Origin of the sequence: Streptomyces misionensis (assembly GCF_007896895.1) — a bacterium.
Lineage (GTDB): Bacteria > Actinomycetota > Actinomycetes > Streptomycetales > Streptomycetaceae > Streptomyces > Streptomyces misionensis_A.
Genome location: NZ_VOGW01000155.1, coordinates 1 through 12,874, shown reverse-complemented (window position 1 = coordinate 12,874; position 12,874 = coordinate 1). Strand labels below are relative to the sequence as shown.

Annotated in this window: 11 protein-coding genes and 1 pseudogene; 3 read left to right on the top strand and 9 right to left on the bottom strand. The window is 73.8% G+C overall.

Features of this window, described 5'->3' with window-relative positions:
- A partial coding sequence (locus FRZ03_RS25725; RefSeq protein ID WP_146467527.1) for an ATP-binding protein occupies positions 1-577 on the bottom strand: 577 nt, incomplete at its 3' end.
- Positions 578-1,062: 485 nt separating this feature from the next.
- Positions 1,063-1,449: an STAS domain-containing protein gene (locus FRZ03_RS25720; RefSeq protein ID WP_146467513.1), complete on the bottom strand. Its 387-nt coding sequence runs from the start codon at positions 1,447-1,449 to the stop codon at positions 1,063-1,065.
- Positions 1,450-1,695: 246 nt separating this feature from the next.
- Here FRZ03_RS25720 and FRZ03_RS25715 point away from each other — a divergent pair, with 246 nt between their 5' ends.
- Positions 1,696-2,592, top strand: a complete 897-nt coding sequence (locus tag FRZ03_RS25715; protein ID WP_146467512.1) for an RNA polymerase sigma factor SigF — start codon at positions 1,696-1,698, stop codon at positions 2,590-2,592.
- Between the two features lie 96 nt (positions 2,593-2,688).
- Here the strand turns inward: FRZ03_RS25715 and hutI are convergent, their stop codons facing one another.
- From hutI to hutU, 4 genes are all read right to left on the bottom strand, one after another.
- Positions 2,689-3,864, bottom strand: a complete 1,176-nt coding sequence (gene hutI / locus FRZ03_RS25710; protein ID WP_146467511.1) for an imidazolonepropionase — start codon at positions 3,862-3,864, stop codon at positions 2,689-2,691.
- 20 nt (positions 3,865-3,884) lie between these two features.
- On the bottom strand, positions 3,885-5,222 hold the full coding sequence (locus FRZ03_RS25705) for a formimidoylglutamate deiminase (protein ID WP_146467510.1): 1,338 nt from the start codon (positions 5,220-5,222) through the stop codon (positions 3,885-3,887).
- Entirely contained in the window at positions 5,219-6,421 is a 1,203-nt protein-coding gene (locus tag FRZ03_RS25700; protein ID WP_146467526.1) for an allantoate amidohydrolase, read from the bottom strand. The genes FRZ03_RS25705 and FRZ03_RS25700 overlap by 4 nt, the downstream gene beginning before the upstream one ends.
- A gap of 116 nt (positions 6,422-6,537) precedes the next feature.
- Positions 6,538-8,202 carry a urocanate hydratase gene (hutU, locus tag FRZ03_RS25695; protein WP_146467509.1) on the bottom strand — a complete coding sequence of 555 codons (1,665 nt, stop codon included), beginning with the start codon at positions 8,200-8,202 and terminating at the stop codon, positions 6,538-6,540.
- A 137-nt stretch (positions 8,203-8,339) separates the two neighbouring features.
- Between hutU and FRZ03_RS25690 the strand changes: the two genes are divergently transcribed.
- Positions 8,340-9,731 carry a type III PLP-dependent enzyme domain-containing protein gene (locus tag FRZ03_RS25690; protein WP_186785613.1) on the top strand — a complete coding sequence of 464 codons (1,392 nt, stop codon included), beginning with the start codon at positions 8,340-8,342 and terminating at the stop codon, positions 9,729-9,731.
- Positions 9,732-9,911: 180 nt separating this feature from the next.
- Positions 9,912-10,295, top strand: coding sequence for a hypothetical protein (locus tag FRZ03_RS25685; protein WP_146467508.1), 384 nt, complete (start codon positions 9,912-9,914; stop codon positions 10,293-10,295).
- Positions 10,296-10,844: 549 nt separating this feature from the next.
- Here the strand turns inward: FRZ03_RS25685 and FRZ03_RS41445 are convergent.
- The 3 genes and pseudogenes from FRZ03_RS41445 to FRZ03_RS25665 form a co-directional block, all read right to left on the bottom strand.
- Positions 10,845-11,378 (bottom strand): annotated as a pseudogene (locus tag FRZ03_RS41445) (transcriptional regulator); the annotation flags it as partial.
- A complete protein-coding gene (locus FRZ03_RS25670) occupies positions 11,375-11,758 on the bottom strand; it encodes a hypothetical protein (protein WP_146467508.1) in 384 nt (127 codons plus the stop codon). The gene FRZ03_RS25670 and the pseudogene FRZ03_RS41445, both read right to left, overlap by 4 nt.
- Positions 11,759-11,938: 180 nt before the next feature.
- A partial coding sequence (locus tag FRZ03_RS25665; protein ID WP_146467507.1) for a type III PLP-dependent enzyme domain-containing protein occupies positions 11,939-12,874 on the bottom strand: 936 nt, incomplete at its 5' end.

Genomic DNA, 12,874 nt, shown 5'->3' with positions numbered 1-12,874 from the left:
AGGCCGGGGCGCCCAGTTCCGCCCAGACCGTCTTGCCGGGGCGGCCGGGGGTGCGCAGGACACCCCAGTCCAGGCACAGGCGCTGGACGATGAACATGCCGTGGCCGCCGGGGCGGCCGGCGCGGTGCGGGTTGCGCGGGGCCGGCTGGCCGCTGCCGCCGTCGGTGACCTCCAGCCGGATCACCTTGTTGTCGCAGGTGAGGACCAGCTCGTCGGGGCCCTCGGCGTGCAGGCAGGCGTTGGTGACGAGCTCGGAGACCACGAGCAGCACGTCCTCGGCCGCGGCCCGCCGGTCGGCGGTCTCGGCGGGCAGCCAGCCCCAGGCGTACAGCGCCTGCCGCGTGAAGTCGCGGGCGAGTGGCACGACACCGCTCTCCCCCCGCAGCTCCAGACTGCGGACCTGTCGCCCTCGCGCCGCTTCGGCGACGCCGACGTCCGTCCCGGACGGCGGCACGGACGACACGGCCGCGCCCATGACGGAGGGCGCGCCGGCCGGCGTGTCCTCCCCGGGCGCCCCGGAAGCGCCGCTCGGCTCCGGGCCGCGGTCGCCCGGCGGGTAGGGCCGGGTGGTGCTCATCAGCGCTTCACCTCACCGAATCACCAGTTCACGATTGAAAAGTCCGGCACCGCCCGGCACCGGTCGGTCCGTCCGCCGTCGGCACCAGCGTCCGCCGTCCGTCCCGCCATCCCCACATCAGTCCCGTCCGCCCGTGGTCCACCTTCCGCGCCCTCGTGCCCGGCCGTGGCCACGACAGGCCGACGATCCGCCGATCGTCGTCCGTCCGCCGTACGGGCCGTCGCCCGCACTTGCCGCACGACCATCGGTTCGCGTTCGTCCGGGCAGGTTCCTGCCCGATCGGGGCCGTCGCACACCCACGGGTACGTCACACCCGCGGCGCCGCCACGGCTGCCCGGCGGCCGATGGTCGTCAGCACTTCTCCTGCCCGACCCGGGCGCCTGAACACCACCGTCTTGTGTGGGATCGGCGAGATGTCTGGGGCTCATGAGAAGTGAATGGTCACCAGCCGTACCGGCGTACCCGGCCACGCGACGGTCGCGGGCTCAGTCGGTGCCGCCGCCCTCCCCGGCCAGCGCGTCCGCCACGGAGTCGTGGACGGTGAAGACCGCCTCGGCCCCGGTGATCTCGAACACGCGAGCGACAACGGGCTGCATCCCGGCCAGATGGACCCCGCCGCCGGCGGCCTCCGCCTTGAGCCGGGCCCCGAGCAGGACGTTCAGCCCCGTGGAGTCGCAGAAGTCCAGGCGCGAGCAGTCCACCACCAGCCGTGAGAAACCCTTGCCGAGGAGGTCGTCGAGGGGCTCCCGCAGCAGATCGGCGGTGTGGTGGTCGAGCTCACCCGCCGGTGTGACAACGGCGCTGGCGCCCTCTTCCCGCACCTCCACCAGAAGCCGGCCCGACTGTGCGCTGCCGACCGTCCCGTGGTCCATGCCGTCTCTCTCCCGAGGTCGTGGCTGCTGATGCCCTCGAACATTACGCCTTCCCAGGGCACTCCGACACCCGAACAACCTCACATAAACGGACATACACAAACAGAACGCACTTGCGATCGCTTCGGTAAAGCCGATAGGGCTAGTAAGGACACCTACCCCTACACGCCGGCTTTGGAGGCGCCGCACTCCGCAGTGCACGCAACGGCTTCGGCAGCCTGATGCCGAGAACGATGGAGGACACCCATGTCACCCCGGCTCGACGCCTCGCCTACCCCGACCGCGACGTCGACACCCCCACCGGAACAACTGGATCATCCCATCGATCTCCACGACCCCTTCGAGGGACTCCCGGAGATCCCCCCTTATGACGAGGTCGACCCCGTCGACGCACGGGCCCTGTCCAAGACCCTCTTCGAGCGTCTGGAGACGCTGGAGGAAGGGACGTACGAGTACGCGTACGTCCGCAACACGCTCGTCGAGCTGAACCTCGCGCTGGTCAAGTTCGCCGCCTCCCGCTTCCGCTCCCGCAGCGAGCCGATGGAGGACATCATCCAGGTCGGCACCATCGGCCTGATCAAGGCGATCGACCGCTTCGAACTCGCCCGCGGCGTGGAGTTCCCCACCTTCGCGATGCCAACCATCATCGGCGAGATCAAGCGCTTCTTCCGCGACACCTCGTGGTCCGTGCGCGTGCCGCGCAGGCTCCAGGAGCTGCGCCTCGACCTGGCGAAGGCCGGGGACGAGCTGGCGCAGCAGCTGGACCGCGCGCCGACCGTCGCGGAGCTTGCCGAGCGCCTCGGCATCTCGAACGAGGAGGTCGTCGAGGGCATGGCCGCCTCGAACGCCTACACCGCCTCCTCGCTGGACGCCCAGCCCGAGGAGGACGAGACCGAGGGCGCGCTCGCGGACCGCATCGGGTACGAGGACCACGGGATCGAGGGCATCGAGTACATCGAGTCCCTCAAGCCGCTGATCGCCGGGCTGCCCCCGCGCGACCGGAAGATCCTCTCCCTGCGCTTCGTGGCCAACATGACCCAGTCGGAGATCGGCGAGGAGCTCGGCATCTCCCAGATGCACGTGTCCCGCCTGCTGTCCCGCACGCTGGTACGGCTGCGCAAGGGGCTGACGGTGGAGGAGTGACCTCCCCCGCCTCGCTCCCCGCACAGCACACATGCCGAAGCGGCCCGGTGTTCCCGACCGGGCCGCTTCGGCATGTGTGCGGGGGTGTCCGCGGGCTCAGACCACCCGGACGCCGGCCCGCCACACCCCGCTGACCAGGGGCACGCCCGGCCGGTAGGCGAGGTGGACGTGGCTGGGGGCGTCGAGGAGCGTCAGATCGGCGCGGGCGCCGGGGGCGATGCGGCCGATGTCGGTGCGGCGCAGGGCCGCGGCGCCGCCCGCGGTGGCGGACCAGACCGCCTCGTTGGGGGTCATCCCCATGTCACGGACGGCCAGGGCGATGCAGAACGGTACGGAGGAGGTGAAGGAGGAACCCGGGTTGCAGTCCGTGGACAGGGCGACGGTGACCCCCGCGTCCAGCAGCCGGCGGGCGTCGGGCCACTCGGCGCGGGTGGAGAACTCGGCGCCGGGCAGCAGCGTGGCGACCGTGTCACCGCTCGCCAGGGCGTCGACGTCCGCGTCGGTGAGGTGGGTGCAGTGGTCGGCGCTGGCCGCGTCCAGCTCGACGGCCAGCTGCACGCCGGGGCCGTAGGACAGCTGGTTGGCGTGGATGCGCGGGTGCAGGCCCTTCGCCTTGCCCGCGGTGAGGATCGCGCGGGCCTGGTCGCCGTCGAAGGCGCCCTTCTCGCAGAAGACGTCGATCCAGCGGGCGTGCGGCGCGCAGGCGTCCAGCATCTCCCCGGTGACCAGGGCGACATAGGCCGCCGGGTCGTCGGCGTAGTCGGGGGAGACGATGTGCGCGCCGAGGAAGGTCACCTCGTCGGTGTGCCGGGCCGCGAGGCGCAGGGCGCGGGCCTCGTCCTCGACGGTCAGGCCGTAGCCGGACTTGGTCTCGAAGGTGGTGGTGCCCTGGCGCAGCGCCTCGGCCAGGTAGTGGGTGAGGTTGGCCTCCAGCTCCGCGTCGCTCGCGGCCCGGGTGGCGGCGACGGTGGTGCGGATGCCGCCCGCCGAGTAGGAGCGGCCGGACATCCGGGCGTTGAACTCCTGGGTGCGGTCCCCGGCGAAGACCAGGTGGGAGTGGGAGTCCACGAAGCCGGGCAGCACCGCCCTGCCGCCCGCGTCGACCCGGTTGTCAGTGGCGGGTGCTTTCCTTGACTCACCGGTCCACGCGACGCGGTCGCCGTCGATGACGACGGCCGCGTCCTGGATCAGACCGAGAGGGGAGTCGTCACCGAGGGAGGGGTCGTTGGTGACCAGTGCGGCGATGTTGGTGATGACGGTGCTGCTGCTCATGGTGTCCTCGTGGGTGGGTGTCAGGAGCGGAGGGCCTCGACCGCCCGCGCGAGGGCCTGCGGCACATCCGGTACGCGCGTGTGCGCCCCGTCGCGTACGACGTGCCGGCCGCCCACGACCGTATGCCGTACGTCCGCCGCGCCCGCCGCGAATACGGCCGTCTCGGCGCCCAGCCGTGGCGCGGGGCCCGCTGTTCTGACCGAGTCCAGGGCGATCGTGGTCAGGTCGGCGAGCGCGCCCGGCTCGATGGTGCCGGCCTCGTCCCAGCCGAGGGCGGCGTGGCCGTCGGCGGTGGCGGCCCGCAGCAGGGCGGCGGCCGTCCAGTGGCCCCGGGTGCGGGTGCGCAGCCGCTCGTTCAGCTCCATCGCGCGCGCCTCTTCGAGCAGGTCGATGACGGCGTGGCTGTCGGAGCCGAGGGAGAGCGGGGAGCCGGCTCGTTGCAGGGCGGCGGCCGGGCCGATGCCGTCGGCCAGGTCGCGCTCGGTCGTCGGGCACATGCAGGTGCCGGTGGCCGAGCCGCCGAGCAGCGCGATGTCCTCGTCGGTGAGGTGCGTGTTGTGCACCCCGGTGGTGCGCGGCCCGAGGACCCCGTGGTCGGCGAGCAGCCGGGTGGGGGTGCGGCCGTGCGCGGCGAGGCAGGCGTCGTTCTCGGCGGGCTGCTCCGACAGGTGCACGTGCAGCGGGGCCCGCCGTTCCTCGGCCCAGCGGGCCACGGTCGCCAACTGGCCGGCGGGTACGGCCCGTACGGAGTGGATCGCCGCCCCGATCCGTGCGTGATCCTGTTCCTTGAGAATTGAACAGCGTTCCGCCCAGGCCTCCGCCGTGCCGTCGGAGAACCGCAGCTGGTGCGTGTCGGGCGCCTGGCCGAAGCCCGCGGAGAGGTAGCAGGTGTCGAGGAGGGTGATCCGGATGCCGGCCTCGGCGGCGGCCGCGATCAGCGCCTCGCCCATGGCGTTGGGGTCGGCGTAGGGGGTGCCGCCGGGGGCGTGGTGCACGTAGTGGAACTCGCCGACGCAGGTGATGCCGGCCAGCGCCATCTCGGCGTACACCGCGCGGGCGAGCGCGTGGTAGCGCTCCGGGGTGAGCCGGTCGGCGACGGAGTACATCACCTCGCGCCAGGTCCAGAAGGTGCCGGAGCCGACCTGGACGGTGCCGCGCAGCGCCCGGTGGAAGGCGTGGCTGTGGGCGTTGGCCAGGCCGGGCAGGGTGAGCCCGCGCAGCACCTCGGCGCCGGGCGGCGGGGCGGGCACCGAGATGCGCACGGCACCGATCCGCCCGCCCTCGGTCTCGACGAGGACCCCCGGCTCGACACGGTCGCCGAGCCAGGCGTGTTCCAGCCAGTAGGTCGCCTTGGTCACCTGCAGGCCAGCCCTTCCAGTACGTCGGCGAGCGCGCCCACCCCGGCCACGCAGTCGTCCTCGGCCGCGAACTCGGCCGGGGAGTGCGAGACACCGGTGGGGTTGCGCACGAACAGCATGGCAGTGGGGATGCTCCCCGAGAGGATTCCGGCGTCGTGTCCGGCGCCGGTGCCGAGGACGGGCACCGTCAGTGCGGTGTCCCGGCCCAGGATGCGGCCGAGTTCGTCGCGCAGCGCGTGGTCGAACTCCACGACGGGCGTGAAGGACTCCCGTACGACGTCGAGGTCCACGCCGTGCGCGGCCGCGTACTCCCGGGCCGCCTTCTCGACGCCCGCGACCACCGTGTCCAGGGTCTCCTGGTCGGCGGCGCGGGAGTCGAGCCACCCGCGCACTCGTGAGGGGATCGCGTTGACGCCGTTGGGGTCCACCGCGATCTTGCCGAAGGTGGCGACGGCGCCGGCGAGTTCGGCCTCGCGCCGGGCGGCGAGCACGGTCTCGGCGTACGACAGCATCGGGTCGCGGCGGTCGGCCAGCCGGGTGGTGCCGGCGTGGTTGGCCTCGCCCCGGAAGTCGAACCGCCAGCGGCCGTGCGGCCAGATGGCGCTGGCGATGCCGACCGGGTCGCCGGACAGGTCCAGCGCGCGGCCCTGTTCGACGTGCAGTTCGACGAACGCGCCGATCCGGGCGAGGCGTTCCGGGTCCGGGCCGATGGCCTCGGGGTCGTACCCGGCGGCCGCCATGGCCCGGGGCAGGGTGATCCCGTCCCCGTCGGTGAGCCGGTGCGCGTCCTCCACCGTCAGCGCGCCCGCGGTCAGCCGCGATCCGACGCAGGCCAGCCCGAACCGGGCGCCCTCCTCGTCACCGAAGTTGACGATGGCGAGCGGCCGGGTGAACCGGACTCCCCTGCCGAGCAGTTCGTCCAGGGCGGCGAAGGAGGACACGACCCCGAGGGGCCCGTCGAAGGCCCCGCCGTCCGGCACGGAGTCCAGGTGCGACCCGGTGACCACGGCGTCCCCGGCGGCCGGGTCCCCCAGCCAGGCCCACTGGTTGCCGTTCCGGTCCACCTCGTGGACCAGGCCGCGGTCCTCGGCCTGCTGTCTGAACCACGCCCGGCATTCGGCGTCGGGCCCGGTCCAGGCGTGGCGCCGGTATCCGCCGGAGCCGGCGTCGCGCCCGATGGGGAGCAGGTCGGCCCACATCTCGTGGAAGGAGGCACCGCGGACCGGCCGCGGACGGGTGGGCTCGGCCGGGGCCGCGCCCGGCGGCGGGGCCGCGGCCCCCGCCGGAGCGTCGCCGTGCCCGCCGGGACCGCGCGTCACGCCTCGCCACCCTCACGCATCGGCACCCGGACCCCGCGCTCCTGCGCGACGGACTCGGCGATGTCGTACCCGGCGTCCACGTGCCGGATGACGCCCATGCCGGGGTCGTTGGTGAGCACGCGCCGGATCTTCTCGCCGCCGAGCCTGGTGCCGTCGGCGACGGTGACCTGGCCGGCGTGGATCGACCGGCCCATGCCGACGCCGCCGCCGTGGTGGATGGACACCCAGGAGGCGCCGGACGCGACGTTGACCATGGCGTTGAGCAGCGGCCAGTCGGCGATCGCGTCGGACCCGTCGAGCATCGCCTCGGTCTCGCGGTACGGCGAGGCGACGGAGCCGCAGTCGAGGTGGTCGCGGCCGATGGCGAGCGGCGCGGCCAGCTCACCGGAGGCCACCATGTCGTTGAACCGCTCGCCGGCCTTGTCCCGCTCGCCGTAGCCGAGCCAGCAGATACGGGCGGGCAGGCCCTGGAAGTGCACGCGCTCGCCGGCCATCTTGATCCAGCGGGCGAGGGACTCGTTCTCCGGGAAGAGGTCGAGGATCGCCTTGTCGGTCTTGGCGATGTCCGCCGGGTCGCCGGACAGCGCGGCCCAGCGGAAGGGGCCCTTGCCCTCGCAGAACAGCGGCCGGATGTAGGCGGGGACGAAGCCGGGGAAGGCGAACGCGCGGTCGTACCCGGCGAGCTGGGCCTCGCCGCGGATGGAGTTGCCGTAGTCGAAGACCTCGGCGCCGGCGTCCAGGAAGCCGACCATCGCCTCGACGTGCCGGGCCATCGACTCGCGGGCCCGGGTGGTGAACCCGGCCGGGTCCTTCGCGGCGGCGTCGGCCATGTCCTCGAAGGCGACGCCGACCGGCAGGTAGGACAGCGGGTCGTGGGCGGAGGTCTGGTCGGTGACGATGTCGATGGGCGCGTTCATCGCCAGCAGCTGCGGGACCAGCTCGGCCGCGTTGCCGAGGACGCCGATGGACAGCGGGCGGCGCGCGTCGCGGGCCTCCGTCGCGAGCCGGAGCGCGTGGTCGAGGCTGTCGGCCCGCACGTCCAGGTAGCGGTGCTCGATGCGGCGGTCGATGGCGCGCGGGTCGCAGTCGATGCAGATCGCGACGCCGTCGTTCATGGTGACGGCGAGCGGCTGGGCGCCGCCCATGCCGCCGAGGCCGGCGGTGAGGGTGATGGTCCCGGCGAGGGTGCCGCCGAACTTCTTCGCGGCGACGGCGGCGAAGGTCTCGTAGGTGCCCTGGAGGATGCCCTGGGTGCCGATGTAGATCCAGGAGCCGGCGGTCATCTGGCCGTACATGGTCAGGCCGAGGGCCTCCAGGCGGCGGAACTCCTCCCAGTTGGCCCAGTCGCCGACCAGGTTGGAGTTGGCGATGAGGACGCGCGGGGCCCACTCGTGGGTCTGCATCACGCCGACCGGGCGGCCGGACTGGACCAGCATGGTCTCGTCCTGCTTGAGCGTGCGCAGGGTGCGCACCATGGCGTCGAAGGAGCGCCAGTCACGGGCGGCCTTGCCGGTGCCGCCGTAGACGACGAGCTTGTCGGGGTGCTCGGCCACCTCGGGGTCGAGGTTGTTCTGGAGCATGCGCAGGGCGGCCTCCTGCTGCCAGCCCAGGGCGCTGAGTTCCGTGCCGCGCGGTGCTCGTACGGGGCGGGGTCCCGACATCTCTGCCTCCTGCTGTTGCTACGTCTATTCACATCCTGTCTTCCTGAATAGAACTAGTCAATACATCGGGCCGTCCCCATCCGCGCGTCCCGGGTGTTTGGCTGGAACCACCTGACGGCCGACAGGAGGGAGACACGGTGGACCACGAGGTCGAGGACGAGGTGGCGGCCGGGGCCGAGGCGGGGCGGCGGGCCGCGCGGCGGGACGAGGCGGTGCGCGCCGCGGTGGCGCAGGGCCTGCTGGGACCGGACGCGGCCGTGGTGGGCCTGCTCGACGTCACCGGCATCCGGGAGTCGGCGGCGGAGCTGCGCGCGGCGTTCGAGGCGGTGCTCGCGCCGGGCACCCCGGTGCTGCACGCGTTCGCGGTGAAGGCGACCCCGCTGGTGCCGGTGCTGCGGCTGCTGCACGAGGCGGGCATCGGCGCCGAGGTGGCGAGCCCCGGCGAGCTGGCCCTCGCGCGCGCGGCCGGCGTACCGGTGGCCCGCACGGTGCTGGACTCGCCGGCCAAGACCCCGGCGGAGCTGCGCGAGGCGCTGGCGCTGGGCATCGCCGTGAACGCGGACAACCCGCAGGAGCTGGCCCGGCTGGACGCCCTGGTCGGCTCCGCGCCCACCCGCTCGCCGCTGGGCATCCGGGTCAATCCGCAGATCGGGGGCGGCAGCATCGGGGCGACGTCCACGGCGACCGAGACCTCGAAGTTCGGGGTGGCGCTGCGCGACGAGGGGGCGCGCGAGTGGGTCGTACGGGCGTACGCGGAGCGGCCGTGGCTGACCCGGCTGCACGCGCACACCGGCTCGCAGGGGATTCCGCTGGCGCTGCTCGTGCGGGGTGTGGCGGAGACCTTCGCGCTGGCCGAGGAGATCAACGCGCGGGTGGGGCGGCGGCAGATCGACACGCTCGACATCGGCGGCGGGCTGCCGGTGAACTTCGCGGGCGAGGCGACGACGCCGACGTACGCGCGGTACGCGCGGCTGCTGGCCGAGCAGGTGCCGGAGCTGCGCGCGGGGCGGTACGGACTGGTGACCGAGTTCGGGCGGTCGCTGCTGGCCAAGCACGGCACGGTGGTGGCGCGGGTGGAGTACGCCAAGCGCTCGGGCGGGCGGCGGATCGCGGTGACGCACGCGGGCGTGCAGGTGGCGACGCGGACGGTGTACGCGCCGGGGGCGTGGCCGCTGCGGCTCGCCGCGTACGACGCCGAGGGGCGGCCGAAGCCGGGGCCCGAGGTGGTGCAGGACGTGGCGGGACCGGCCTGCTTCTCGGGCGACCTGCTGGCCGAGGGGCGCGCGCTGCCCCCGCTGGAGCAGGGCGACTACGCGGCGGCGCTGGACACGGGCGCGTACTACTTCGCGCACCACTACGCCTACAACTCCCTGGCCCGGCCCGGGATCTACGGCTTCGTGCCGGACGGCGCGGGCGGCGTCGCCTTCGCCACCGTGCGGGAGCCCCAGACGGTCGCGGAGGTGGTCGCGGAGTCCGGAGGGGCGCACGCGTCCGCGCTCACCGCCCTCCACGCGCCCGAGCGCCGTTGACGCGCCCCCGCCGGCCTCGAACAAATGGATTAACTCCGGCGCGTCAGAGGCCGGTTGGCCAACACTAGTACGCCGGACGCATGTTCCACTGGAAAATGCCAAACGGCTCACCCCTCCCCCACACGTTGCGTAGTCTCGGGATCACTCAGCCGGAGTCCCAGGCGGGAGGGGAGCCACGCGGTGCCCGGAATCGACGAGTGCCTGCTGGAAGCGATGCGATTGCCCGGCGCCCGGGGTGCCGCGCTGGTGGACTGGACGAGCGGCCTCGCGCTCGGCACGGTCGGGGAGGCGCCCGGCGGGGATCACGAGGCGGCCGCCGCCGAGGCAGCCGAACTGGCCCGGATGGCCGCCGAGCACGGCACCTTCACCGCCCGCGGTGAGGACCGGCCGCCCGTGGAGGACGTGATCGTCAGCAACGCCGACAGCTACCACCTGCTGCGGTTCGTGGACACGTCGTTCGACAGCAGCGTGTTCCTGCATCTGTGGCTGGGGCGGGCGGAGGGCAATCTCGCGCTCGCCCGCATCCGGCTCGGCGAGATGGCCGCCCGCCTGGTGCTGGGATGACCATGGTCCGCACACCGCCGCTGCCGGTGCGGGACACATCGGCCCCCCGCGCCCTGTCCCCGATGCTGACCCGGCTGGCCGAGGAGCGGGCCACCGGCGTCCTGGTCCGCGAGTACGGCGCCCTGCACCTCGTTGAGGGCCGGGTGGTGTACGCCGAGAGCCCCCTCGCCCCGGGTCTCGACGTGCTCCTCACGGCCCACGGCACCCTGGCGGCCGCCGCCTGGCAGCGGGCCGCCGCCGCGGCCGAGGGGCCGCTGCACGCGGCCGAACTCCTGCTGGCCTCCGGCCTGTTACCCGCGGGCGCGCTGGAGCTGTGCCATCTGGACGCGCTGTACGACGCCGGGTACTTCGCCCTGGCGCCGAGCAGCACACCGGGCAGGTTCCGCTACGACGGCGCGCCCCGCACCGGCCCGCTGCCCTCGGTCCCGGTGGTCGCGCTGGAACACGAGACCCTGCGCCGCCGGCTGCAACTGCACCGCCTGTGGCCCGACCCGGCCACCGACACCGCGCCCCTGATCCGCGCGGACCCGCCGCCCGGTGCCCGGGCGGCGGGTCCGCGCGGATCAGGGGCGCGGTGTCGGTGGCCGGGTCGGGCCACAGGCGGTGCAGTTGCAGCCGGCGGCGCAGGGTCTCGTGTTCCAGCGCGACCACCGGGACCGAGGGCAGCGGGCCGGTGCGGGGCGCGCCGTCGTAGCGGAACCTGCCCGGTGTGCTGCTCGGCGCCAGGGCGAAGTACCCGGCGTCGTACAGCGCGTCCAGATGGCACAGCTCCAGCGCGCCCGCGGGTAACAGGCCGGAGGCCAGCAGGAGTTCGGCCGCGTGCAGCGGCCCCTCGGCCGCGGCGGCGGCCCGCTGCCAGGCGGCGGCCGCCAGGGTGCCGTGGGCCGTGAGGAGCACGTCGAGACCCGGGGCGAGGGGGCTCTCGGCGTACACCACCCGGCCCTCAACGAGGTGCAGGGCGCCGTACTCGCGGACCAGGACGCCGGTGGCCCGCTCCTCGGCCAGCCGGGTCAGCATCGGGGACAGGGCGCGGGGGGCCGATGTGTCCCGCACCGGCAGCGGCGGTGTGCGGACCATGGTCATCCCAGCACCAGGCGGGCGGCCATCTCGCCGAGCCGGATGCGGGCGAGCGCGAGATTGCCCTCCGCCCGCCCCAGCCACAGATGCAGGAACACGCTGCTGTCGAACGACGTGTCCACGAACCGCAGCAGGTGGTAGCTGTCGGCGTTGCTGACGATCACGTCCTCCACGGGCGGCCGGTCCTCACCGCGGGCGGTGAAGGTGCCGTGCTCGGCGGCCATCCGGGCCAGTTCGGCTGCCTCGGCGGCGGCCGCCTCGTGATCCCCGCCGGGCGCCTCCCCGACCGTGCCGAGCGCGAGGCCGCTCGTCCAGTCCACCAGCGCGGCACCCCGGGCGCCGGGCAATCGCATCGCTTCCAGCAGGCACTCGTCGATTCCGGGCACCGCGTGGCTCCCCTCCCGCCTGGGACTCCGGCTGAGTGATCCCGAGACTACGCAACGTGTGGGGGAGGGGTGAGCCGTTTGGCATTTTCCAGTGGAACATGCGTCCGGCGTACTAGTGTTGGCCAACCGGCCTCTGACGCGCCGGAGTTAATCCATTTGTTCGAGGCCGGCGGGGGCGCGTCAACGGCGCTCGGGCGCGTGGAGGGCGGTGAGCGCGGACGCGTGCGCCCCTCCGGACTCCGCGACCACCTCCGCGACCGTCTGGGGCTCCCGCACGGTGGCGAAGGCGACGCCGCCCGCGCCGTCCGGCACGAAGCCGTAGATCCCGGGCCGGGCCAGGGAGTTGTAGGCGTAGTGGTGCGCGAAGTAGTACGCGCCCGTGTCCAGCGCCGCCGCGTAGTCGCCCTGCTCCAGCGGGGGCAGCGCGCGCCCCTCGGCCAGCAGGTCGCCCGAGAAGCAGGCCGGTCCCGCCACGTCCTGCACCACCTCGGGCCCCGGCTTCGGCCGCCCCTCGGCGTCGTACGCGGCGAGCCGCAGCGGCCACGCCCCCGGCGCGTACACCGTCCGCGTCGCCACCTGCACGCCCGCGTGCGTCACCGCGATCCGCCGCCCGCCCGAGCGCTTGGCGTACTCCACCCGCGCCACCACCGTGCCGTGCTTGGCCAGCAGCGACCGCCCGAACTCGGTCACCAGTCCGTACCGCCCCGCGCGCAGCTCCGGCACCTGCTCGGCCAGCAGCCGCGCGTACCGCGCGTACGTCGGCGTCGTCGCCTCGCCCGCGAAGTTCACCGGCAGCCCGCCGCCGATGTCGAGCGTGTCGATCTGCCGCCGCCCCACCCGCGCGTTGATCTCCTCGGCCAGCGCGAAGGTCTCCGCCACACCCCGCACGAGCAGCGCCAGCGGAATCCCCTGCGAGCCGGTGTGCGCGTGCAGCCGGGTCAGCCACGGCCGCTCCGCGTACGCCCGTACGACCCACTCGCGCGCCCCCTCGTCGCGCAGCGCCACCCCGAACTTCGAGGTCTCGGTCGCCGTGGACGTCGCCCCGATGCTGCCGCCCCCGATCTGCGGATTGACCCGGATGCCCAGCGGCGAGCGGGTGGGCGCGGAGCCGACCAG